Raw genomic sequence first — 25,402 nt, 5'->3', positions numbered from 1 at the left:
TATCTTAATTTTTTAATATTGATAGAAATATATTTTTATTTAAAAATAATATTTATATTGTTAAAGTATTAATATTGATTATATCAACCTGAAAATAATAAGATAATGTTTGCATTAACAATATTTTTACCTCTTTTATTTTAATATTTTTATTAATATCTTTCATTTGAGTCATTATGATATTTTTATCACCACAAGGATGAATATAATTAAATGGTGTTAAATCCATATCAATATTTAATGCTATACCATGTAGTGTAGATCCATTTTTAATTCTCAATCCTAAAGAAGAAATTTTTTTTTGATCTACATAAACACCTGGAAATTCTTTTTTTGCATATGCATGAATTAAAAAACTATCTAAAGTATCTATTATTATATTTTGCATAATATTAATTAACTGACGAATTCCGATCTTTCGACGTTGAAGATTAATTAAAAAATAAATTATTTGTTGTCCAGGTCCATGATATGTAATTTGTCCACCTCGGTCTGTTTTTACAATTGGGATATTATTTAAAAAAATAATATTTTCTTTTTTATGAATACAACCTTCTGTGAAAATAGGATAATGTTCTACATACCAAATTTCATCTAAAGTATTAATATTTCTATTATTGGTAAAATCATGCATTTTTTGAAATGTATATAACCAATGTTGCAATCCTAAATCACGTAAAATAATAATATTTTTTTTCAAGAAGAATCCAATATTAATTTAATATATTAAATAATACATAAAAATATATATCTTAAATAAGACATTATCCTAAAAAACTAGAAACAATAGATTTAATACCAATACTAATAAATTCTATTCCTAAAGACATTAATAGAAGCCCCATAATACGCGTAATAATATTAATACCTGTTTTACCTAAAATTTTTACTGCACATGGAGCCGCTCGAAAACATGACCAACAAAAAAAAGAAAAAAATGTAATAACTACACTACATCCTATTAAATTAATCCAAGTAGAATGATTTATACTCCATGTAATAGTAGAACTAATAGCTCCTGGACCAGCAATTAAAGGCATTGCTAAAGGAACAACACTAATATTTTCTTTTTTTTTATCTTCATTACTATTTTTTTTTGATTTTATTTGATTTTTAAAAGAACCATTGATCATCGAAAAAGCAATACTAAGAATTAATATACCTCCAGCAATACGAAATGAATTTACAGAAATACCAAAAAAATTTAAAATAGAATTTCCAAAAAAAAGTGATATTAATAAAATTAATGCTGCTGAAAAATTTGCAACTAAATTGGTTTTAATTTTTTCTTCAGTTGTTTGATGATGGGTCATGCTTGTAAATATAGGAATCATTCCAATTGGATTTACTAAAGCACATAAACTTACAAAAAATTTTATATATATAGATAAATCAAAAATTGAAATATTCATATTATACTCCTAACTAATATTAATTTTTATAATATGTTATAAAATGTTTTTTAAAAAAAGTATAATACTCATATTACACTATTTTCTTATATTACTACTGTCTTTTATACCAATATGGCATTAGTCTTTATAAAATTTCATGAAATAATATTTAATTAATTTAATAGTTTTTTTATAATAAAAATTTTTAATTATCATATATATTAAAAATTGGGTTTTGCAATAATATTGCGATTTTCTAAACGAATATCATATAATTTAACTGAAATAACATCGGATACCTGATAATGTATCGATCCATTAATTAAGACTATTCCTTTATCTGGATTAAAAATTAATTCTTCGCGAATTGGATGTAAAAATATTCCAGGAATAAAAACACAAGCACCATTTTCTATTAATCGTCCTCGAATACCACTTCTGGAAATATCTATTATTTCAGCATTAAAAACGCTATCTCTATTTTCTTTTCTTTGTAAAAAAAGAACATATAACCAATCTGATATATCTCTTTCAGCTATTCTATTACGACGTCTTTGTTCAATAATTTTTAATTTAATTTCTTCATTTGGTTTTATAGCTTCTTTTTTCTGTATAATCGATTTTAATAAACGATGATTAATCATATCACTATATTTTCGAATAGGAGACGTCCAAGTTGCATAAACATCAAAACCCAATGCAAAATGTGGTCCAGGAGTAAGACTAAAATCTGCAAAAGATTGAAAACGACGAATTCGATTGTTAATATATGTATTAGATAAAATATTTAAAACATATCTTAATCTACAAAATCCTTTTAGTGTCATAATGTCTTTAGCTTTAAAAGACAGTTGATAATTTGATAAAAATGACGCTACATGTTCTGCATTAATCATATCAAAACCTGTATGAATATTATATATTCCAAAACCAAGATTTTTAGATAATAATTGAGCACCAGATACATTAGCTATAATCATAGATTCTTCAATAATTTTATGAGCAATACGTCTTTTTTCTACTAAAATATTTAATACTTCACCTTTTTCTGAAAGATCAAACCGATATTCTAAATTGTCCTGAAATAATATTGCATTTAATTTTCTCCATTTTATTCTTAATAAACATAAATCATGTAATAGTAATATTTGTTTTTCAATAGATTTATTTTGAGGTTTCCATGTTCCTTTTTTTTCAATCCAATCAGATACATTATCATATGATAACTGAGCTTTAGATTTAATCCATCCTAAAAAAAATTTGGAATTTTTTGATATGCTACCATCTTGAAAAATAATTGCTGTACATGCTAATACTGGTCGTTTTTGATTAGGATTTAATGAACAAAGATCTTCTGATAAAGATCGAGGTAACATTGGAATATTAAATCCTGGTAAATAATTTGTAAACATTCTTTTAGAAGCAATTATATCTAATCTACTTCCTGTCATAATATAAGATGTAGGATCAGCTATAGCGATAGTTAAACAAAAATTTCCATTATTGTCTTGATTAATAAAAAGAGCATCATCAATATCTTTTGTATTTTTATTATCTATAGTAATAAAATCTAAATCTGTTAAATCCACTCTATGGTCTTTTTGAAAAAAAATATCATTATCTTTTAAAGATGGTTGTTTATTTTCAAGATTATGACGTGATAATGTCACTAACCATGGTATCATAAAGTTATTTTTTTCTGTGATTTTATTAATTAATTCTGCATAAAATATTGGATCTCCTTTTAGCTTATGTTTAATTAAATTTGCTACAGCCCAATCTCCTGATTTAAAATTATCTATACATTTTTTATTCGGACTACATATAATATAATCTTTAAGAAGAGGATAATCTGGAATAATAAATAATTTATTTTCTTTTACTTCCACTTTTCCTACAAATCGTCTTAAAAAAGGTTCAATAAGTTTTTCAGGTTCAACTATTTCTCGTTCTTTTTCAATTTTTAATTTTGCTAATATACGATCTCCATGCATTACTTTTTTCATATTTTTAGGAGGAATAAAATAGCTTTTTTGCATATCAACTTCTAAAAATCCAAATCCTCTTTCCGTATTTTTAACAATTCCTTCCACTCGTGGAGTTTTAATATGTAATTTTTTTTTTAATTGTACAAGTAATGGGTTATTTTGAAACATAATAGAGCCTAATTCTCACAGTAGAAAAATAAATAATAATTTGATAAATTTAATTATTGTTTAAATATATAACTTATTTACAAATTAGCATAGGGAAATTTGATTAAAAATCCGAATAACAATTACAATAAAAAAATTATAAAAAACTATTTATTCTACTAGCATGAAAACCATGATCAACATAAATAATTGAACCAGTAATTCCATTAGATAAATCAGAAGATAAAAAAGCAGTAACATTTCCTATTTCTAAACTAGTAATATCTTTTTTGATAAAATAAAATGATTCACAATATTTTTTAAATTTATTAAAATCTTTAATTATATAAGAAGAAGTAGTTTTAATAGGACCCGATGAAATAGCATTCACTCTAATACATTTTTCACCTAAAATACTGGCTAGATAACGTACATTAGACTCTAAAGAAGCTTTAGCTAAACCCATCAAATGATAATGAGAAATAACTTTTTGAGAACCAATATAAGATAAAGTAACTAAAGAAGAATTTTTATTTAACATGTGTCTACATTCTTTTATCATAGCTAAAAAACTATATGAACTAATTTCATGAGTAGTATTAAATGCTGATCGAGTTATATTGTTAAAAATATCTTGGGATAACTGCTCTTTAGGACAATAAGCAATAGAATGAACTAATCCATCAAAATTTTTCCATATACAATTAACATCTATAAATAATTTTTTAATACTTTGATCATTAGAAACATCACAAATTAATAACATATTAGGTTTGATTTCTTCTATAAAATATTTAATTTTTTTTCTAATTTTTTTATTTTGAACAATACAACCTAATTCCGCTCCTTCTTTATATAAAATTTTTGCTATCCCCCAAGCTATAGATCTTTCATTTGTTATTCCAGTAATTAAAATTTTTTTTCCTTTTAATAATTTCATTTTTCTTCTCAAAATATATATTTATCTTTATTATAAATGCTTTTAAAAATATTTTATTTATTTTTTAAGATATGATAAATAAACATTACTTTTTCTAAATAATGTATAGCTTGTTTTGATGGATGTTTTTTTTTATATAAATACAAAATTCTTTTTTCGTCATATTATTAATTATAGATATTGCTTTCTTTTTATTTAAAGAAAAAATATTTAATAAAGCTTTATTTCCATTAACATATGATAAAATTGTAGAATATCTAAGAATATCTTTATTTTGAATACCATATAACATTTTTTTTTGCAATAAACTAATATAAGCAGTACCAATACTAATATTTATCTTTGGATTATATAATTGTTTAATTGAGGGATGACCTTTTTTATGTAAAAAACGATATACTTCTAAACCCGCAGAAAATGGTTTAATTTGCATTAATCCAATAGCATTAGATTTACTTTTAGCATATGTATTACCTGTAGATTCTACATAGATAATTGATTTGACTAAAGTTTTATCAATATTATACTTATCAGAAAAAACTTTAATTAAATTATCCCATGGTTTACAAGAATTATATAAAGTTTTTTTATTTAAAATATGATGTGTTTTATCAAGATGATGTTCATAAAAAACACCATTAAATCCAGTTAAAAAGATAAATATAAAAATTAAAATACTTAATATCATTAAATAATCCTTTTTTTTAAATATTAATATTACTATATCATAAAAATCAAATTTAATTTTTTCGTATTAAAGAATTAACTATTTGACTTGCTCCTCCAATATAATTTAAAGGTGTAATACATTTTAAACGCTCTCTTTCTTCTATAGGGATATTTAATTCGTTAATAAAATTATGTATTATAGTTCTATTTATTTTTTTTCCTCTTACTAACTTTTTCACTTTTTCATAAGCATTTTTAATACCATAACGGCGCATTACTGTTTGAATTGGTTCAGATAAAATAGACCAATTTTCATTTAATTTTCTTGATAATTCTGACTGATTAATTTCTAATTTACTTAATCCTAATAATAAAGAATTATATCCAATTATTGCGTATGCAATAGAAACCCCTATATTGCGCAAAACTGTAGAATCACTTAAATCTCTTTGCCAACGTGAAATAGGAAGTTTATGAATCATATAATTCATTAAAGCATTAGATAAACCTAAATTTCCTTCAGATTTTTCAAAATCAATAGGATTAATTTTATGAGGCATAATAGATGAACCTACTTCTTCTTCGACTAATTTTTGTTTAAAATAATCTAAAGATATATAACCCCAAAAATCACGATTAAAATTAATTAATATTGTATTAAATAAAGAAATACAATTAAATAATTCCGCTATATAATCATGAGGTTCAATTTGTGTAGTATAAGGATTCCACATAATTCCAAGAGATGTAATAAATTCTTCACTAATTTTATGCCAATCAATTAAAGGATATGCTGATAAATGAGCATTATAATTTCCAGTAGTACCATTTATTTTACCTAATATTTCTATTTTTTTTAACTTTTTATATTGACGCTGTATTCGATAATAAAAAATAGCAATTTCTTTACCCATAGTTGAAGGTGTTGCCGGTTGACCATGAGTTAATGAAAGCATAGGAATATTTTGATATTTACACATCATACTTTTTAAAATACAGATAATTTGGTACCATAAAGGTAAAATTATTTTTTCACGTGCATCTTTAATCATTAAAGCATATGCTATATTATTAATATCATCAGAAGTACATGAAAAATGTATAAATTCTGAAATTAAAAACAATACTTTAGATGTAGAAATTTTTTCTTTTAAAAAATATTCTATAGCTTTCACATCATGATTTGTTTTTTTTTCTATATTTTTAATTAATATCGCATCTTTTTCATTAAAGTTAGAGAGTATATTATCAAGAAAAATATTTTCCTCTTTATTTATAGATTTGATATTTAATTTTTTTGATAAACTAATAATCTTTTTAAACCATTGAATTTCTACATTTAGACGATATTTTAAAAAACTAAATTCGCTAAAAATATTTTTTAATGACTCAGTAGATTTTTGATATCGACCATCTATAGGTGAAATAGCATGAAGAGAAGTTAATTTCATATTTTATATTCCTAATAAAAATTAAATATTTTTTAATTTATCAATTATATGATAAAATTTATGGATTATATTACATCTAAAAATATTAATATTACTGAAAATCGAAATAGTGATTTTTTTAAAAATAGAATTAATATCTTTGCATAATATAAATTTTAATAATTTTATTTTGTATAATAACCATTAATTTCTAATATCTTTTTTTTGATATATTAGAAATAATTTAATTTTTTTGAATATGACTACATCGAAAATATATTTTATTATTTATATTACTATATATAAAAAAATAAAAAATTATATTATTAATAGTATTCTATTAAAAATTGTAATTTTTTATTGTTACCATAAATACCTATAATATATTTTTAAAAAAAATTATTATCATAATTACTGATTTTTATTAATGATAAAATGAAATAAGATGATTAATAAATATCTGTAAATAATAATATAATAAAATCTGTTTTTTTTGATCATGTATCCTGTTTTTTATTACAATGTTAATGTATCATATTAATTATATTTTTAATAATGGTAATCTAGAATTAATAATACCACCACCTATACATATTTTTGATATATAAAATACAGCAGATTGTCCAGGTGTAATGGCCAAAGAAGGTTTTACAAATAATACTTTTATGGAAGAAAAATCGATATTTTCTACTATGCAAAATATATCTTTTTGACTATATCTAGTTTTAATAGAACAATAAAATGGAAAATATATTTTTTTTGTGTTAACCCAATTTATATTATTTACAATTACACCTATAGAAAGTAAATATTCATTATGCAATCCTTGTTCTACAATTAAAGTATTAGTTTCTATTTTTTTTTCTACTACATACCACGGATCATTATTTTTACCATATATTCCACCAATGCCTAATCCTTTTCGTTGACCTAAAGTATAATAAAAAATACCATCATGAGTACCCATTATTTTTCCAGAAACATCAGTAATATTACCTTTTTTTTTAGAGATATATAGATTAAGAAAAGATTTCATTTTTCTTGGTCCAATAAAACAAATACCAGTAGAATCTTTTTTATATGCTACATTTAAAAATATTTTTTGCGCAATTTTCCTAACTTGAACTTTCTTTAAATATCCAATAGGAAATAAAATTCTTTTTAATTTATTTTCATTTAAAGTATATAAAAAATAACTTTGATCTTTACTAATATCTAAACCTTTTAAAAGTATAAATTTTTGATTTATTTTTTTTATTCGAGCATAATGTCCTGTAGCAATATAATCTGCTTTTAATTCTGTTATACAATAATCAAAAAAAATTTTAAATTTAATTTCTTTATTACACAATATATCAGGATTAGGTGTATTACCTTTCTTATATTCATTTAAAAAATTTTTAAACACTAAATCCCAATATTCTGCAGAAAAATTGATCTTATGAAGATGAATATTTAATTTCTTACATACTAATATGGTATCATCTAAATCTTGTTTAGAATTACAGTATTTTTCTGTATCATCTTCTTCCCAATTTTTCATAAATAAACCTTCTACTTGGTATTTTTTTTTCTTTAATAACCATGCAGAAACTGATGAATCTACACCTCCGGACATTGCTACAATTACTTTTTTTCTTTTTTTTGTTATTATCATAAATTAATCTTAATATTTTAAAAATATTTTTATATTATAGTGTATTAAAGATAATAAATAAAAAATTATATCAACATATTTTCATCAACTCAAAATAATGATTTTATAATGTTATAAATTAAAATTAACGTTTTTCTGAATGCTAAAATATAAAAAATAAATCTTTATGGAACAAAAAATATGAAGAATATAAGAAATTTTTCTATTATTGCTCACATTGATCATGGTAAATCTACTTTATCTGATCGTTTAATTCAAATATGTGGAGGTTTATCTGAAAGAGAAATGTCTCATCAAGTATTAGATTCAATGGATTTAGAAAAAGAAAGAGGAATTACGATTAAAGCACAAAGCGTAATGATTGATTATAAAACAAAAACAGGTAATATATTTCATTTAAATTTTATTGATACACCTGGTCATGTTAATTTTTCTTACGAAGTATCACGATCCTTAACAGCTTGCGAAGGAGCATTACTAATTGTTGATTCTAGTCAAGGCGTGGAAGCGCAAACGTTAGCTAATTGTTATACTGCTATGGAAATGAATGTAGAAGTTATTCCTGTTTTAAATAAAATAGATTTACCTAATGCTAATCCAGAACGTGTAGCAAGAGAGATTGAAGATATTATAGGGATATCTGCACTAAATGCAGTAAGATGTTCGGCTAAAACTGGACAAGGTATTGAAGATTTAATCAATCGTATTATCTCAGATATACCTTCTCCTACAGGAGATTGTAACGCAGCTTTACAAGCAATTATTATTGACTCGTGGTTTGATAACTATCTAGGTATTGTATCATTAATCAGAATTAAAAATGGAACTTTATGTAAAAAAGACAAAATTCAAGTCATGAGTACTAAAAAAAATTATATTGTTGAAAAAATAGGAATATTTACACCAAAAAAAATAGATCGAGAACAGTTAAAATGTGGCGAAGTCGGATGGATTATCTGTGGAATTAAAAACATCGCAGCAGCACCTGTAGGAGATACTTTAACTAAAGAGAATCATCCTGCAAATCATGCATTAATTGGATTTAAAAAAATAAAACCACAAATTTACGCTGGCTTATATCCTATATCATCCAATCAATATGAAAAATTTAGAGATGCATTAGAAAAACTTAGCTTAAATGATTCTTCATTATTTTTTGAACCAGAAAATTCTACCGCACTTGGATTTGGATTTCGATGTGGATTTTTAGGATTACTTCATATGGAAATTATTCAAGAAAGGTTAGAAAGAGAATATTCTATTGATTTAATATCTACTATACCTACAGTAATTTATCGTATTGAACTAAATGACGGAAAAATTATATATTTAGATAATGCTACTAATTTTCCTCATACAAATATGATTAAAAATATTCAAGAACCTATTGCTGAATGTACTATTTTGTTACCCTCTCAATTTTTAGGATCAATAATTAAATTATGTACAAAAAAAAGAGGATTACAAATTAATATGATTTATCATACAAATCAGGTATCTTTAATATACCATATTCCAATGAATGAAGTAGTTTTAAAATTTTTTGATGAATTAAAATCTGTCTCTAAAGGTTATGCATCTTTAGAATATAATTTTAAAACATTTCAATCTTCAAATATAGTATGTGTAAATATATTAATTAATTCAGAAAAGATAGATGCATTAACAATTTTATCTCATTATAACAATGCTCACTTTCGAGCACGCGAAATAGTAGAAAAAATGAAAATATTAATACCTAGACATCAATTTAATATTATTATTCAAGCTATTATTGGTAATACTGTTATTGCAAGATCGACTATCAAGCAACTAAGAAAAAATGTACTTTCAAAATGCTATGGAGGTGATATTAGTAGAAAGAAAAAATTATTACAAAAACAAAAAGATGGGAAAAAAAGAATGAAAAAAATCGGTAATATTAATATTCCTAAAAAAGCATTTTTCTCTCTTTTAAATATCAATAAAAAATAACATATTAAGGTAATGAAAATGTCTAATATATTTACTATTTTTTTATTCATTAGTACATTATTAACTGGAATTGTATGGATTTTTTATCGTATTAAATTTATTACAAAATATATTTACAATACAAAAATAATAAAAAATAATGAAAAACATACAATAAAAAAAGAATCACAACTATTACGTTCTTTTTCTTCATTTTTTCCTATATTTTTCATAGTTTTTACAATTCGTTCATTCGTCTATGAACCATTTCAAATTCCATCTGGTTCTATGATGCCTACTCTTTTAATAGGTGATTTTATTTTAGTTAAAAAATTTTCTTATGATATTAAAGAACCTATTACTCAAACCTCATTAATCCATTTGAATGATCCCAAACGTGGTGATATTGTTGTTTTTAAACATCCTATACAATCTCATTTAAATTATATTAAACGTATAATTGGATTGCCTGGAGATAAAATAGAATATAACATTAAAAATAAAAATATAATTATCTATAAAAATTACATAAATCATAATCATAATAAAGAAAAACTATACATTAATTATTCAGATAAAAAACCAAGTAATTTTATTCAAAAATTATATTTTTCTATAGATAATCAAGACATTAATAAAAAAAATAATAATAATAAAAAAGAACAAATAGAATATAATTCTATGTATTTTAATATAGTAGAAGAAAATATTGATAATGCGAAACATAATATTTTATTATTAGATTATCTTAAACAACCTATAGAAAATTATTTCCAGCAACCAGGTATTAAGAAATTTACATGGATAGTGCCAGAAAACGAATATTTTGTAATGGGTGATAATCGTGATAATAGCTCAGATAGCCGTTATTGGGGTTTTGTACCAAATAAAAACTTATTAGGAAAAGCTACAAAAATCTGGATGAGTTTAAAGAAAAAAGAAAATGAATGGCCTATTGGTTTCCGTCTGAATAGAATTGGTAATATAAATTAATAATTAAAATATAAAAAGATATAATTTATCTTATTTCTAATAAGTTATAAATATATCCTGAATTTTTTCTTTTTATATGTAAAAATGAATTAAAATATTATTGAAATTGGTCTAAAATGAACTATATCATAATAAAAAAAATACAAAAAATATTAGGATATACCTTTAATCATAAATATCTTTTACGACAAGCATTAACACATCGTAGCGCTAGTAGTCAACACAATGAAAGATTAGAATTTTTAGGTGATTCTATTTTAAGTTTTGTTATTGCTAGTGCTCTATATAATTATTTTCCAAATATTAATGAAGGTGATATGAGTCGTATGAGAGCTACATTAGTACGAGGTAATACCCTCGCAGAAATTGCTTCTGAATTTAATTTAGGAGAATATTTGCAATTAGGACAAGGAGAATTAAATAGTGGAGGATTTCGCCGTGAATCTATTCTAGCTAATACTGTAGAAGCATTAATTGGAAGTATTTATTTAGATAGCAATATTAATACTGTTGAAAAATTAATATTGCAATGGTATGAAAAACGTTTAAAAATCATTAGTCCGGGTGATAAACAAAAAGATCCTAAAACAAGACTTCAAGAATATTTGCAATCAAAACATCTTTCTTTACCATCATATTTAATTGTTGCAGTATACGGTGAAGCACATAATCAATTATTTACTATACATTGTATGATTAGTACAATTTCAGGTTATTTTGTTGGTACTGGTGCAAGCAGAAGAAAAGCAGAACAAGATGCCGCACAAAAAGCATTAATTCAATTGGAAATAGAATGAAAAAAGAAAAACAATACTGTGGATATATTTCAATTGTAGGAAAATCTAACGTAGGTAAATCTACCTTGTTAAATACAATGATTGGACAAAAAATTTCTATTACATCTCATAAAAAAAACACAACACAAAATAATATAATTGGTATTAAAACAGATAATCTATATCAATCTATTTATATAGATACACCAGGAGTCAATAATAATCGAAAAAATAATCATATATTTAAAATATATAAATCTTATTATAAAATAATACCTCAATCAACATTAATTATTTTTATGTTAGACCGTGATATTTGGACGGAAAATGATCAAATTATTGCAAATTATATTAATAAAATTAATATCCCAATTATTATTTGTATTAATAAAATTGATAAATTATCTAATAAAAATATTTTGTTGTCACATATTAATTTTTTAAAAAATAAAATTAATTCAACTGAGATCATACCTATATCTATAAAAAAAAATGAAAATATATTCTTATTAAATAATATTATTAAAACTTATTTACCTGAAAAATTACACGAATTTTCTCATAATACAATTACTACTAATTCACAATTTTTTACAATCTCTGAAATTATACGTGAAAAATTGATATTATTTTTAGGAGATGAATTACCAGCAATAGTTAAAGTAAAAACTGATTCTTTAGAAAAAAATAAAAAAGAAGAAATATATGTTAAAGCAACAATTTATGTATACAATACTAGACAAAAAAAAATTATTATAGGCTTTAATGGAGAAAAAATTAAAAAATGTAATATTTTAGCAAGACATCAAATAGCAAAGATATTTCAAAAAAAAATACACTTATTTTTATGGGTAAAAGAACAAAATTAAAATACTAAAAATATTAAATACTAATCATTAATATAATAATTATGACAATTATAGGAATAGGAATAGATATTATTGATATTATTCGTATACAAAAAATTATCTTGAATTATAAAGAAAAATTTGCAAAACGTATTTTATCAAAATATGAATGGCAACAATATATTATCAGCAATAATCACATTAATTTTCTTGCTAAAAGATTTTCTATAAAAGAAGCAGCATCGAAAGCACTAGGAACAGGAATATGTTCAGGAATAAAGTTTAATCAAATAGAATTATACCATGATCAATATGGAAAACCAAAAATACGTTTTTTTAATAACGCTTTAATACAATTAAAAAAAATAAAATGTAATTTTATACATATCAGTATTACAGATGAAAAAAAATATGTTTATTCTATTGTTATTTTAGAAGAATAATTTTATTTTTTCTCTTTTCATGAAAAAAATTACTTAAAATATGAGAACATTCATCTTGCATAACATTTTTAATAATACTTAATTTATAATCTTTTTTTGAATTTATAAAAATATTTTTTAATGAACATCTATTATAAAATTTTTTATAATCAGCACCAAAAACTAAACGACTAATACGACTATGTATAATTGCTCCACAACACATTATACATGGTTCTAAAGTGACATATAATGTAGCATTAATAAATCTATAATTTTTTAAATATTGACCTGCTTGACGAAAAGCTATAATTTCAGCATGAGCAGTGGGATCATTGTATATTATAGAACTATTCCAACCTATACCAATAATTTTTTCTTCTAATACTAATACAGCTCCAATGGGGATTTCACCTAATTTTTTAGCATAAGATGCATACTTTAAAGCTAATATCATCCACTTTTGATCTAGATTGCTAATCATAGTTATTATATAATAATCATCCTATTTTTTTAAAATTCTGAGTTTTTCTTTATTCCATTCATTTTTTTTTAAATCCATTCTTTTATCTCGTAATGTTTTTCCTTTTGCAAGACCTATTTCTAATTTACACCAAGACCGTTTCCAAAATAATGATAATGTGACTAAAGTATATCCAATATTTTTAATTTTATGAGATAAACTATCTATTTCATGAGTATTTAAAAGTAATTTTCTTTTTCGAATTGGATCACAAAACATATTATTTGAAGATATGGGTAAAGGTTGAATATTTGAATTAATAAGATACATTTCATGTTTCTGATAAATGATATAACTATTAGAAAAATTAATTTTTTTTGATCGAATTGATTTAACTTCCCATCCTTCTAATACAATACCAGCACAAAATTTTTCTTCTATAAAATAATTATGATATGCTTTTTTATTAATAAAAATTTTAGATAATTTTATAGAAATATTTTTTTTTTTAACATTGTTTATTCTATCCAAAAAAAAATTAATTATTATGGAATAATTAATATGATAAAAAAAATTCAAGTAATAGTAGTATATGCTTTAAGTAATCATCAATTTATATATCCAGTCAATATCAGATTAGGCGCTACTGTTCAAGATGCAATTAAAAAATCTCATATTTTAACTATTTTTGAAGATATTAATTTATATAAAAATAAAGTGGGAATTTATAATAAAATAGTAAATCTTAAATATTTGATAAAAAATGGAGATCGTATTGAAATTTATCGATCTTTAATAATTGACCCAAAAGAAAGAAGACGTAAAAATTTTTATTTAAAAAATACTATTTTAAATAAACGATAATTTTTTATATTAAATAGTATTAAATTTTTAATACTATTTAATAGATACTATTTTAATTTTTTTTTTGTGATACAATTGCCATTGCAGGTCGTAATAAACGGCAATTATGTAAAATATAACCGGTTTGAATAATCTCAATGACTTGATTAGATGGAATATCATCATTATAATGAATAGACATGGCTTCATGAATTAATGGATCAAATAATACATTTACATCATTTATTTTTTTAACATAATGTTCCTTAAATATAATTTTTAATTTTTTTAAAATATTTATTAAATTCTGAATAATTAAAATATAATTTTTTTCTTTTTTTTTATTTTCTAATAAATTTAATGCTCTTTCAATATTATCGTTTACTGAAATCAAAAAAATAAGTATTTTTTCTAAACAATATTTTTTATTTTTTTCAATATCTTGTTTTAATCTATTTTTCAGTTTAATTTTTTCTTGTTCAAAATTTATTTGATCTTCCAATATCTTTGAGTGATATGCTTTAAATTGATCTTCTAAAAAATATAATAAATTTTTTTTAATTAAATAATTAGTATCTTTATTAGTATTATCATCCTTTTTTTCTTTATTTTTAATATCATTAATTTCATTATTAATATTGCTAAATAATTCTTGATCTATATTATTTTCTTCTATACTGGTCATAAAATACTCCTTTTTTTACTTTATTAATTTTATAAAAAGAAAATATTTTTTTATCTAATATGATTATATAATAAAAATTATATATTAAAAACATTATAAAACTAAAATTTTTTCTTCAGTTGTATAACTATTTTTTAATTAATATTTTATTTGATTTTATGACTTTTAATAAGAGGAGAAATATAAGATATTGACATATCCCATGGTTGTTCAATCCATATATTTTGAGAAATATCTATAATATAATCATCAACAAATGGACGACCCATAGGTTTAGCAAAAATAGTTACAAAATATGCTTTAGGATATAATTTTCTAATAATTTTTGCTGTTCCACCAGTATCAACTAGATCATCTATAACAATAGTATCTTCACTATTAATATTAGATTGTTTCAGTATTTTTCTATTTTTTTTTAAAAAATTATCATTATAACTTGAAATACAAACAGTATCTACATATCTAATATTAAGCTCCCGTGCTAATAATGCAGAAGGAACTAATCCACCACGACTAACTGCAATAATATTATTCCAAGATTTTATTTTTAATAATCGAACAGCTAATTTTCGAGTATTTATTTGAAGCATATCCCATGTGACAATATATTTCTCACTCATATAAAGATATTCCGAAACTATCAAAAATAGTATTTATTAAAAAAAGTGGAAATAATTTTATACTGCTATATATTTTTAAATTAAAAAAATAATTTTTAATGAATAATACTTAAAAAGTATTTAATTTATTAATATAATTTATTATTTAATATTTTTTCGGTGCGGACGGGATTTGAACCCGCGACCCCCGGCGTGACAGGCCGGTATTCTAACCGACTGAACTACCGCACCTTATTATCTTATTATTGTACATATTTTAAAAAAATCAGTCAATCATCTTTTTCAATTAATTGAAAAAATTTATTTTTATTCAGATATTTTTTTTATTTTTTTAATATACTTTTCATGTTCTTCTATTTCTTGGTTTGTTGCATATATAATTTTTAATTTTGTTTTACAATTTCTAATGATTTTATTTTCAACATGAAAATACTGAGAATCAATTTTATTAGTAGAAAACATTGATTCTTGACCACCAGTCATTAAAAGGTATAATTTACCTAAAAGTTTTGCATCAATGATGGCACTGTGTAAATTTCTGTGAGAAATATTAATTTTATAACGGGAACATAAAGCATCTAACGTATTTTTTTTACCAGGAAATAACATTCGAGCCATTTTTAATGTATCAACAATAGAACAATAATAAGATATTTTTTTAATATTTAAATTTAAAAAATCAAATTCCTGTTCTATAAAACCAATATCAAAAGGAGCATTATGAATAATTAATTCAGAATTAGTAATATACTGTAAAAATTTTTTTGCTATATCTTTAAAAATAGGTTTTTTTAATAAAAAATCATTACTAATACCATGTATTTTGAATGCTGCATCATCTATATTTCTATTAGGTTGAATATAAACATGAAAATTATTACCCGTAAAACGTCGATTAAGAATTTCAACAGCACCTATTTCAATAATTCGATGATTTTTATGTGGAATACTGGTATGATTTATACCTGTAGTTTCAGTATCTAAAACTACTATTCTTTTATTACTAATCATAATTAAATTAATTCACTATAATTTAAATAATTTTTATAAGAAGTTTAATAATGTCAAAATTAATAAAAATATTCACTGATGGATCATGTCTAGGAAATCCTGGTCCAGGAGGATATGGTATCATTTTACAATATCAATCATATGAAAAAAAAATGAGTACAGGTTTTATTTATACAACAAACAATAGAATGGAATTAATGGGTGTAATAGTAGGACTAGAATCTCTTAAAAAACCATGTATAGTAGATATTACCACAGATAGTAAATATGTACAAAAAGGAATCACATCTTGGATATTATTATGGAAAAAACAAAATTGGAAAACATCTAAAAAAAAACCTGTAAAAAATGTTGATTTATGGATACGACTATATACAATTATTCAATATCACACTATTAATTGGTTTTGGATAAAAGCACATACAGGTCATATAGAAAATGAAAAATGTGATCAAATGGCCCGTCAATCTGCAAAAAATCCAAAAATAATTGATATCTATTATGAAAAAATGAAATATTTTTAATATTTTATTTTTATTTAGGAATGCAATTATGTTAAAAAAAATATCTATATTAAATGATAACTATATATGGATTATATATAATATTTATAAAGAATGTGTAATAATAGATCCTGGTACATCAAATGATGTTATTAAAACAATAATAAAAGAAAAATGGACTCCAATAGCTATTTTATTGACGCATAAACATAAAGATCATATTAATGGTGTTGAAAAAATAAAAAAAAAATATCCTGAAATTATAATTTATGGCCCATCGGAAATAAATCATATTCCAATTGATATAATCGTTTATGAGGGAATGGTTATAAAATTATTATATAGAAAATTTATTGTATTGTTTACGCCAGGACATACATATGGTCATGTATCTTACTATAGTAACCCATATATTTTTTGTGGAGATGTTATTTTTTCTGGTGGATGTGGTTATGTAGATAATAATCAATATATAGAAATGTATAATTCTATTAAAAAAATTTTATCTTTACCAAATAACACTTTATTATGTTGTTCTCATGAATATACTTTATCTAATTTAATTTTTTCAATTTCTATTGTTCCTGATGATATAGAAATAAAAAAATATTATATATTAGTTAAAAAAAAAATAAAAACAAAAAAATCAACTTTACCTACATTATTATTATATGAAAGAAAAATTAATTTATTTTTAAGAACTCATGAAACAATTTTAAAAAAATCTATTGGAATTTCAGATAAATCTAATAGTTTTAAAACATTTGTTGCATTAAGATTAAAAAAAAATTTATTTAAAAAATAATTTGGAGCTAAGCGGTATCGAACCGCTGACCTCCTGCGTGCAAGGCAGGCGCTCTACCAGCTGAGCTATAGCCCCTAATATTATCTTTATTATGGTAGGCCTGAGTGGATTTGAACCACCGACCTCACCCTTATCAGGGGTGCGCTCTAACCATCTGAGCTACAAGCCTGTTTAAATATATTAGATAATTTGTGTGGGCACTTTCAAAAAAGTATATTTTTTTAAGGAGGTGATCCAACCGCAGGTTCCCCTACGGTTACCTTGTTACGACTTCACCCCAGTCATGAATCACAAAGTGGTAGGCGACTTCCCATAAATGGGTTAGGATACCTGCTTCTTTTGCAACCCACTCCCATGGTGTGACGGGCGGTGTGTACAAGGCCCGGGAACGTATTCACCGTGGCATTCTGATCCACGATTACTAGCGATTCCGACTTCGTGGAGTCGAGTTGCAGACTCCAGTCCGGACTACGATTTACTTTGTGAGGTTTGCTTGTCTTTGCAGAGTTGCTTCTCTTTGTATAAACCATTGTAGCACGTGTGTAGCCCTGGTCGTAAGGGCCATGATGACTTGACGTCGTCCCCACCTTCCTCCGGTTTATAACCGGCAGTCTCCTCTGAGTTCCCGGCCGAACCGCTGGCAACAGGGGATAAGGGTTGCGCTCGTTGCGGGACTTAACCCAACATTTCACAACACGAGCTGACGACAGCCATGCAGCACCTGTCTCACAATTCCCGAAGGCACTTCTTTATTTCTAAAAAATTTTGTGGATGTCAAGACCAGGTAAGGTTTTTCGCGTTGCATCGAATTAAACCACATGCTCCACCGCTTGTGCGGGCCCCCGTCAATTCATTTGAGTTTTAACCTTGCGGCCGTACTCCCCAGGCGGTCGATTTAACGCGTTAGCTTCGAAGCCCAGCAGTCATGCCACCAAACTCCAAATCGACATCGTTTACAGCGTGGACTACCAGGGTATCTAATCCTGTTTGCTCCCCACGCTTTCGCATCTCAGCGTCAGTATTTGTCCAGAAGGCCGCCTTCGCCACCGGTATTCCTCCACATCTCTACGCATTTCACCGCTACACGTGGAATTCTACCTTCCTCTACAATACTCCAGACCACCAGTTTTAAGTGCAGTTCCCAGGTTGAGCCCGGGGATTTCACACCTAACTTAATGACCCGCCTGCATGCCCTTTACGCCCAGTTATTCCGATTAACGCTCGCACCCTCCGTATTACCGCGGCTGCTGGCACGGAGTTAGCCGGTGCTTCTTTTGCGGGTAACGTCACGAAATAAAATTATTAGTTTTATTTTTTTCCTCCCCGCTGAAAGTACTTTACAACCCTAAGGCCTTCTTCATACACGCGGCATAGCTGCATCAGGCTTTCGCCCATTGTGCAATATTCCCCACTGCTGCCTCCCGTAGGAGTCTGGACCGTGTCTCAGTTCCAGTGTGGCTGGTTATCCTCTCAGACCAGCTAGAGATCGTTGCCTTGGTAGGCTATTATCCTACCAACTAGCTAATCTCGTCTGGGTTCATCCAAAAGCATGAGGTCTATAAAAGGTCCCCCACTTTGGTTTATCAACATTATGCGGTATTAGCTACCATTTCTAGTAGTTATCCCCCTCTTTTGGGTAGATCCCCAGATATTACTCACCCGTTTGCCGCTCGCCGACAAGAAAGCAAGCTTTCTTTCGATGCCGCTCGACTTGCATGTGTTAGGCTTGCCGCCAGCGTTCAATCTGAGCCATGATCAAACTCTTCAATTTATAAAGCTAGTATTAAAGAAAAAATCTTCTTTAATATTTTAAATCAATAAAAAGACGTTTTGTACTTAATTTTCTGTGCCCACACAGATTATCTAATATTTTGTTAAAGAGCGTTTTAATTTGAAACTTTATAAGAGATTACATTTTTTTTATTATCTTGTCAACCTTTTTATAAAAATAATTTTAAATTTTAAATAAAACTAAATAATAAATTCAGTGTCTAATCATATTATTTTTAAATATGAAAAAAATAAAATATTGTTTTAAACTAAATAATAAATTATTGTAAAGAAATAAATTTATTTTTCAACAATTCTTATAAAACCTCAAAAATAAAGCGATTACAATGTATATTAAAAGCATTATAAAAAAAGATATTACACATGCATTAAATAAAATTATAGATATTCAGCATTATGATCCATTAGTTAAATTAAGTAAAAAATTAGAATATGGACATTATCAGATAAATAATTTAATAAAACTTTCTAAAATATTAAAAATTACACCATTTCAAATCAGCAAAAAAATTATATCTAATATTAATAATAAAAAAATGTATGAAAAAATAACATTTTCCGAACCAGGATTTATTAATCTTTTTCTTAACCTTTCCTGGTTATCTGAACAATTAAATAAAATGCTTAAATCAATTCGATTAGGAGTACCATATGATATTAATAAACAAAACATTGTTATAGATTATTCTTCTCCAAATATAGCTAAAGAAATGCATGTAGGACACTTAAGATCTACAATTATTGGAGATGTTATAGCTAGAATATTAAGTTTTTTAGGTCATAATGTAATTAGAGCAAATCATATTGGTGACTGGGGAACACAATTTGGTATGTTAATTGCCTATCTAAAAAATAAAAAATTAATTGAAAAACTAAACAATAATAATATTTCTTTGTTTCAATTGGATAAATATTATTCCAAAGCTAAAAAAAAATATGATGAAGACCAATTATTTGCAGAAAAATCAAGAAAATATGTTGTTAAATTACAAAATAAAGATCCTATTTACTATTCCATATGGAAAAAGATAGTATTTATTACAATGACACATAACAATGAAATATATAAAAAATTAAATGTAACGTTAAATGAAACACATATTATGGGAGAAAGTTTATATAATGATATGCTTCCAAATATTATTCAAGATTTAAAAAGTAAAAAAATTGCTATCGAAAAAAATGGAGCAATTATTGTATTTTTAAAAGAATTTAAAAATAGATTAGGAGAATCTATGGGTGTAATTATTCAAAAAAAAGATAAAGGATTTTTATACTCAACTATTGATATTGCCTGTTTAAAATACAGATATGAAATTTTTAATGCCCATCGCATTATATATTATACTGATTCTAGACAACATCAACATTTAATACAAGTATGGACTATTGCAAAAAAAGCAAATTATATCCCAAATAGCATAATATTAGAACATCATATGTTTGGAATGATGCTAAATAAAGATAAAAAACCTTTTAAAACTCGTGATGGAAATACAATTAAACTAAATGAATTGCTAGATGAATCTATAGAAAGAGCAAATAAAATAATTAATGAAAAAAAATTTAAATCATCTAAAAAAAAACGTATACAATTAGCTCGAATTATTGGTATTAGTGCAATTAAATATGCTGATTTATCTAAAAATAGAAATACTGATTATATATTTAATTGGGATAAAATGCTTAGTTTTGAAGGTAATACCGCTCCTTATATACAGTATGCATATACAAGAATCATGTCTATTTTTAAAAAATCTCACATTTCTATTTCTAAAATTAAAAATAATATTCTTTTAATAGAAGAATGTGAAATTAATTTAGCTTTATTATTATTAGAATTTGAAGAAATTATTTATTTAGTTGCAAAAAAAGGAACACCGCATATTCTATGTGAATATCTTTATAAAGTATCTACTAATTTTTCTAATTTTTATGAAAATTGTTCTATTTTATTTCCTAAAAAAATAAAAATTTGTAAAAGTAGATTAAAACTTTCTTTTTTAACTGCAAAAATAATAAAAAAAGGATTAAATATGCTTGGAATAAAAACAGTAGAAAAAATGTAAACTTCGATTATTAATATAATTATTTAAGTTATTAAACTTTATAAATATATATTATTAAAAATCAATAAAAAAAATAATTTATAAATATTTATAATTACACTGATCTGTATTCTTAAATAACACCAAGCATATTTCTATTATTCTGTATAACCAATTACACTTGTCATTTTAATATTTTTTACCGTTAAAATTTCAAATTGTGATAATACACTTAATTCTGGAAAACTTTGCCGTAAAAAACTAGATAAAAAAAATCTAAGAGAATGAGTAACTATTAATACAGTAGGATATCCTAAAGATATTTGTTTTTTAATAGCATCTTGAGTTTGAATTAATAAATTATTAGCTAAATTTGGTTCAATAGTATTAGATCCACCTTCTAAACTTTTTAATAATAAATTTTCTAAATTGATATCTAAACCAATAATTGTAAGAACATTATTATCAGGAAATAATGTTTGAACAATAACTTTTCCAAGTGCAATACGAACAATACTAGTTAATTCATTAGGATCTTTTTGCGATACTCCATGTTCAGATAAAGTTTCTAAAATAGTTCGCATATCGCGTATAGAAACATTCTCTAATAACAAATTTTTTAGAACTTTATGTAAAACAGTTAAACTTATGATATTAGGAATTAAATCTTCAGTTAATTTTGGTATTTTTTTTTCCACATGATCTAATAACTGTTGAGCTTCTTGACGACCAAATAGCTCATTGATATGTCTAGTAATTAAAAAATGCAAATGTGTTGCAATCATAGAGCTAGATTCTATTACTGAATAACCTTTTTTTTGAGCTTCTTGTTTAAATGATTTATCAATCCAATATCCAGATAAACCGAATGCAGGCTCATGTACTGTTTTAAAAGGTAACGATTCTGTTTCTCTTCCAGAATTAATAGCCATGAGCTTATCATAAAAACATTCACTTTTACCTACTTCTACACCTTTAATTAAAATACGATAAGTTGATTTATATAAATTGATGTTATTTTTAATATGTACTAAAGGTGGAAGAAAACCAATTTCTTGAGCATTTTTTTTTCTCATTATGCGAATTCTATGTAATAAATCTCCATTTTTGTTTACGTCTACCATAGGTATTAAACTATATCCTATTTCTATTCTAATTGGATCTTCTAGTGAAACATCACTCCAAGAAGCTTCTTCTGAAAAAGAATTTTGTATCGCCTTATTTTTTGATTTTAATAAGGATATATCTTTAATAACATTATTTTTTTGTAGATATAATTTCCAGGAAATAAAAAACAATGAAATAGTAAAAATTAAAAAAATTATATTCGGCATACCTGGTACTAATCCTAATATTCCTAATACTACTCCGCTTAATAAAATCACTTCAGGATTACAAAATAATTGACTAATCATTTGTTCACCTACATTTTTATTAGCACTTACCCGTGTAACAATAACACCAGCAGCAGTAGAAATAACTAAAGCAGGAATCTGAGCTACTAAACCATCTCCAATAGTTAATAACGTATAAACTTCAGCTGCTTTATTTAATAACATATCATGTTGAAATACACCAATAACTAATCCGCCGAATATATTTAATACCATAATTAATATTCCTGCAATTGAATCTCCGCGAACAAATTTACTAGCACCATCCATAGCTCCATAAAAATCAGCTTCTTGTGAAATTTTAGCACGGCGTTTTTTTGCTTTTTCTTCACCAATTAAACCAGCATTTAAATCAGCATCAATCGCCATTTGTTTACCTGGCATTGCATCTAATATAAATCTTGCTCCTACTTCTGCGATTCTACTTGCACCTTTCGTAATAACCATAAAGTTAATTATAACTAAAATGATGAATACTACTATTCCAATAGCAAAATTTCCACCCACTAAAAAATGACCAAATGATTCAATCACCCTTCCTGCAGCACTTGTTCCAATATGACCATATAAAAAAATAACACGTGTAGAAGCAACATTTAAAGCTAAACGTAATAATGTTGAAAAAAGTAAAATAGTTGGAAAAGAAGCAAAATCTAAAGTATGACGAGTAAACATAGAAACAAGTAATATCATTATTGATAATGCAATATTAAAAGTAAAAAATATATCTAATATAAAAGATGATAATGGTAAAACCATCATTGAAAGAATAATTAGAATAAGTATTGGTCCTGCTAATATTTGCCATTTAAAAATATTTAAACTTTTTATGATTCTAAAAAAATTAGAAAAATTAAACATTATTTTTTCTTTTTCCTGTAAAATTTAATTCTGATGGAACTTGTATATTATTAGGTTTTTTAGGAATACTACCACCATCTTTTTTCCATTTCCGAATTTTCCAAACCCATGCTAAAACTTCTGCTACTGCTTTATAAAGAGGACCAGGAATATATTGCCCTATTTCACCATAACGATATAAAGAACGAGCTAAAGATGGGGAAGAAATAATAGCAATATGATGAGAAATTGCTATTTTTTTTATATTAAGAGCAATTAAACCCTCACCTTTAGCTATAACTTTAGGAGCTTTCATGCACGTTTCATCATATTTTAATGCAATTGCATAATGTATAGGATTAGTAATCACAACATCAGAATGAGGAACATCTAACATCATTCTTCTGCGTGCTATTATTCTCATTTGTTGACGAATACGCATTTTAATATTAGGATTTCCTTCAGTTTCTTTATATTCCTCTTTTCTTTCTTGACGAGTCATTTTTAATTTTTTATAATAATTAAATTCCTTCCATGCTACATCTAAAATAACAATAGGAATTAATCCTAATATCACTAACAAACAACACTTAGAAGTTATATTTAATCCATCTAATAATGCATATTTAGGATTTTCTACAATTAACATTAATACTTTTGAAAAACATATCCATGAATATATACAAATAATACTAACAATGAATAATAATTTTAATATATTCTTAAACATTTCCATGATAATTTGAACAGAAAATATTCTTTTTATACCTAGAAATGGATTAATTTTATTTAAATTAAATTTTAAAGAACGAAAATTAAATTTTATACCACTAAAAAAGATCGGTGGAAATAAAATTATTAATAATAAACATAGTAAAAAAGGAAAAAAAGAAATTATTATTTCTTTTACAGACAATAAAATTCCTAATAAAATATCTTGTTGATCTGTAATAATTTTAGAATTAAAAGATAATCCATTTAATAAAATGCGATTAAATTGAAAAAAAAATTTTTCTTTATACCACCATAAATTTATAAAACTAAAAAATAAAATTAATAAAGCATTTAATTCCCGAGAATATTTAGTTTGTCCCTTTTTTTGAAATTTTTTAATATGATGTTCAGTTGGATGCTCTGTTTTTTCTTCATGTGTATTATTATTCATGTTAAATCTATCTAATA

The 25,402-nt window shown here is 24.5% G+C and carries 23 protein-coding genes, 3 tRNA genes and 1 rRNA gene; 9 read left to right on the top strand and 18 right to left on the bottom strand.

Annotated elements, in window-relative coordinates; all coding sequences use genetic code 11:
• Nucleotides 1-52: 52 nt before the first annotated feature.
• The 7 genes from lipB to mnmA all read right to left on the bottom strand — a co-directional run bounded on the left by lipB (nucleotide 53) and on the right by mnmA (nucleotide 8,222).
• Nucleotides 53-700, bottom strand: a complete 648-nt coding sequence (lipB, locus tag ACOI1G_RS02310; RefSeq protein ID WP_422667194.1) for a lipoyl(octanoyl) transferase LipB — start codon at nucleotides 698-700, stop codon at nucleotides 53-55.
• Between the two features lie 64 nt (nucleotides 701-764).
• The gene (locus ACOI1G_RS02305; protein WP_422667193.1) at nucleotides 765-1,412 is read right to left on the bottom strand and encodes a YchE family NAAT transporter; all 648 of its coding nucleotides are present in this window, start codon (nucleotides 1,410-1,412) and stop codon (nucleotides 765-767) included.
• A gap of 203 nt (nucleotides 1,413-1,615) precedes the next feature.
• Nucleotides 1,616-3,550, bottom strand: coding sequence for an exoribonuclease II (gene rnb, locus ACOI1G_RS02300; protein ID WP_422667192.1), 1,935 nt, complete (start codon nucleotides 3,548-3,550; stop codon nucleotides 1,616-1,618).
• Nucleotides 3,551-3,686: 136 nt separating this feature from the next.
• Nucleotides 3,687-4,469 (bottom strand): enoyl-ACP reductase FabI, encoded by a 783-nt coding sequence (locus ACOI1G_RS02295; protein ID WP_422667191.1) that lies wholly within the window; start codon nucleotides 4,467-4,469, stop codon nucleotides 3,687-3,689.
• Between the two features lie 94 nt (nucleotides 4,470-4,563).
• Entirely contained in the window at nucleotides 4,564-5,157 is a 594-nt protein-coding gene (locus ACOI1G_RS02290) for a transglycosylase SLT domain-containing protein (RefSeq protein ID WP_422667190.1), read from the bottom strand.
• A gap of 52 nt (nucleotides 5,158-5,209) precedes the next feature.
• Nucleotides 5,210-6,589 (bottom strand): adenylosuccinate lyase, encoded by a 1,380-nt coding sequence (gene purB, locus ACOI1G_RS02285; protein WP_422667189.1) that lies wholly within the window; start codon nucleotides 6,587-6,589, stop codon nucleotides 5,210-5,212.
• Nucleotides 6,590-7,109: 520 nt separating this feature from the next.
• Nucleotides 7,110-8,222, bottom strand: a complete 1,113-nt coding sequence (gene mnmA / locus ACOI1G_RS02280) for a tRNA 2-thiouridine(34) synthase MnmA (protein ID WP_422667600.1) — start codon at nucleotides 8,220-8,222, stop codon at nucleotides 7,110-7,112.
• 183 nt (nucleotides 8,223-8,405) lie between these two features.
• Here mnmA and lepA point away from each other — a divergent pair, with 183 nt between their 5' ends.
• The 5 genes from lepA to acpS all read left to right on the top strand — a co-directional run bounded on the left by lepA (nucleotide 8,406) and on the right by acpS (nucleotide 13,238).
• A complete protein-coding gene (lepA, locus tag ACOI1G_RS02275; RefSeq protein WP_422667188.1) occupies nucleotides 8,406-10,199 on the top strand; it encodes a translation elongation factor 4 in 1,794 nt (597 codons plus the stop codon).
• 18 nt (nucleotides 10,200-10,217) lie between these two features.
• Nucleotides 10,218-11,171 (top strand): signal peptidase I, encoded by a 954-nt coding sequence (lepB, locus tag ACOI1G_RS02270; RefSeq protein ID WP_422667187.1) that lies wholly within the window; start codon nucleotides 10,218-10,220, stop codon nucleotides 11,169-11,171.
• Nucleotides 11,172-11,287: 116 nt separating this feature from the next.
• Complete coding sequence (gene rnc, locus ACOI1G_RS02265) at nucleotides 11,288-11,968, top strand: ribonuclease III (RefSeq protein WP_422667186.1); 681 nt, start codon at nucleotides 11,288-11,290, stop codon at nucleotides 11,966-11,968.
• A complete protein-coding gene (gene era, locus ACOI1G_RS02260) occupies nucleotides 11,965-12,816 on the top strand; it encodes a GTPase Era (protein ID WP_422667185.1) in 852 nt (283 codons plus the stop codon). Before rnc ends, era begins: the two co-directional genes overlap by 4 nt.
• A gap of 41 nt (nucleotides 12,817-12,857) precedes the next feature.
• A complete protein-coding gene (acpS, locus tag ACOI1G_RS02255; RefSeq protein WP_422667184.1) occupies nucleotides 12,858-13,238 on the top strand; it encodes a holo-ACP synthase in 381 nt (126 codons plus the stop codon).
• Here the strand turns inward: acpS and tadA are convergent.
• Both tadA and smpB read right to left on the bottom strand, forming a co-directional pair.
• Nucleotides 13,222-13,701, bottom strand: coding sequence for a tRNA adenosine(34) deaminase TadA (tadA, locus tag ACOI1G_RS02250; RefSeq protein WP_422667183.1), 480 nt, complete (start codon nucleotides 13,699-13,701; stop codon nucleotides 13,222-13,224). The genes acpS and tadA overlap by 17 nt on opposite strands.
• A gap of 21 nt (nucleotides 13,702-13,722) precedes the next feature.
• Nucleotides 13,723-14,202 (bottom strand): SsrA-binding protein SmpB, encoded by a 480-nt coding sequence (gene smpB, locus ACOI1G_RS02245; RefSeq protein WP_422667599.1) that lies wholly within the window; start codon nucleotides 14,200-14,202, stop codon nucleotides 13,723-13,725.
• Between the two features lie 42 nt (nucleotides 14,203-14,244).
• Between smpB and ACOI1G_RS02240 the strand changes: the two genes are divergently transcribed.
• Entirely contained in the window at nucleotides 14,245-14,544 is a 300-nt protein-coding gene (locus ACOI1G_RS02240; protein ID WP_422667598.1) for an RnfH family protein, read from the top strand.
• 52 nt (nucleotides 14,545-14,596) lie between these two features.
• Here ACOI1G_RS02240 and ACOI1G_RS02235 read toward each other — a convergent pair whose 3' ends face one another.
• From ACOI1G_RS02235 to dnaQ, 4 genes are all read right to left on the bottom strand, one after another.
• Nucleotides 14,597-15,208, bottom strand: coding sequence for a nucleotide exchange factor GrpE (locus ACOI1G_RS02235; protein WP_422667182.1), 612 nt, complete (start codon nucleotides 15,206-15,208; stop codon nucleotides 14,597-14,599).
• A 146-nt stretch (nucleotides 15,209-15,354) separates the two neighbouring features.
• Complete coding sequence (gpt, locus tag ACOI1G_RS02230) at nucleotides 15,355-15,828, bottom strand: xanthine phosphoribosyltransferase (RefSeq protein ID WP_422667181.1); 474 nt, start codon at nucleotides 15,826-15,828, stop codon at nucleotides 15,355-15,357.
• Between the two features lie 157 nt (nucleotides 15,829-15,985).
• A tRNA-Asp gene (locus ACOI1G_RS02225) sits at nucleotides 15,986-16,059 on the bottom strand.
• A gap of 75 nt (nucleotides 16,060-16,134) precedes the next feature.
• Entirely contained in the window at nucleotides 16,135-16,839 is a 705-nt protein-coding gene (gene dnaQ / locus ACOI1G_RS02220; protein ID WP_422667180.1) for a DNA polymerase III subunit epsilon, read from the bottom strand.
• Nucleotides 16,840-16,889: 50 nt separating this feature from the next.
• Between dnaQ and rnhA the strand changes: the two genes are divergently transcribed.
• Both rnhA and gloB read left to right on the top strand, forming a co-directional pair.
• The gene (gene rnhA, locus ACOI1G_RS02215; protein WP_422667179.1) at nucleotides 16,890-17,363 is read left to right on the top strand and encodes a ribonuclease HI; all 474 of its coding nucleotides are present in this window, start codon (nucleotides 16,890-16,892) and stop codon (nucleotides 17,361-17,363) included.
• 25 nt (nucleotides 17,364-17,388) lie between these two features.
• Nucleotides 17,389-18,147, top strand: a complete 759-nt coding sequence (gene gloB, locus ACOI1G_RS02210) for a hydroxyacylglutathione hydrolase (RefSeq protein WP_422667597.1) — start codon at nucleotides 17,389-17,391, stop codon at nucleotides 18,145-18,147.
• Nucleotides 18,148-18,149: 2 nt separating this feature from the next.
• Here the strand turns inward: gloB and ACOI1G_RS02205 are convergent.
• The 3 genes from ACOI1G_RS02205 to ACOI1G_RS02195 all read right to left on the bottom strand — a co-directional run bounded on the left by ACOI1G_RS02205 (nucleotide 18,150) and on the right by ACOI1G_RS02195 (nucleotide 19,918).
• A tRNA-Ala gene (locus ACOI1G_RS02205) sits at nucleotides 18,150-18,222 on the bottom strand.
• A 17-nt stretch (nucleotides 18,223-18,239) separates the two neighbouring features.
• Nucleotides 18,240-18,316, bottom strand: a tRNA-Ile gene (locus ACOI1G_RS02200).
• A 53-nt stretch (nucleotides 18,317-18,369) separates the two neighbouring features.
• A 16S ribosomal RNA gene (locus ACOI1G_RS02195) occupies nucleotides 18,370-19,918 on the bottom strand.
• Nucleotides 19,919-20,264: 346 nt separating this feature from the next.
• On the opposite strand from ACOI1G_RS02195, the gene argS reads away from it, so the two are divergent.
• On the top strand, nucleotides 20,265-22,007 hold the full coding sequence (gene argS, locus ACOI1G_RS02190) for an arginine--tRNA ligase (protein ID WP_422667178.1): 1,743 nt from the start codon (nucleotides 20,265-20,267) through the stop codon (nucleotides 22,005-22,007).
• 137 nt (nucleotides 22,008-22,144) lie between these two features.
• Here the strand turns inward: argS and flhA are convergent, their stop codons facing one another.
• Nucleotides 22,145-24,241 carry a flagellar biosynthesis protein FlhA gene (gene flhA, locus ACOI1G_RS02185; protein ID WP_422667177.1) on the bottom strand — a complete coding sequence of 699 codons (2,097 nt, stop codon included), beginning with the start codon at nucleotides 24,239-24,241 and terminating at the stop codon, nucleotides 22,145-22,147.
• Entirely contained in the window at nucleotides 24,234-25,385 is a 1,152-nt protein-coding gene (gene flhB, locus ACOI1G_RS02180) for a flagellar biosynthesis protein FlhB (RefSeq protein WP_422667176.1), read from the bottom strand. Before flhB ends, flhA begins: the two co-directional genes overlap by 8 nt.
• Nucleotides 25,386-25,402: the final 17 nt, after the last annotated feature.

This window comes from Buchnera aphidicola (Pterocomma populeum) (assembly GCF_049314985.1).
Taxonomy (GTDB): Bacteria; Pseudomonadota; Gammaproteobacteria; order Enterobacterales; family Enterobacteriaceae; genus Buchnera; species Buchnera aphidicola_BQ.
The sequence above is the reverse complement of the archived record's forward strand: the minus strand, read 5'-3'. Positions and strand labels throughout refer to the sequence as shown.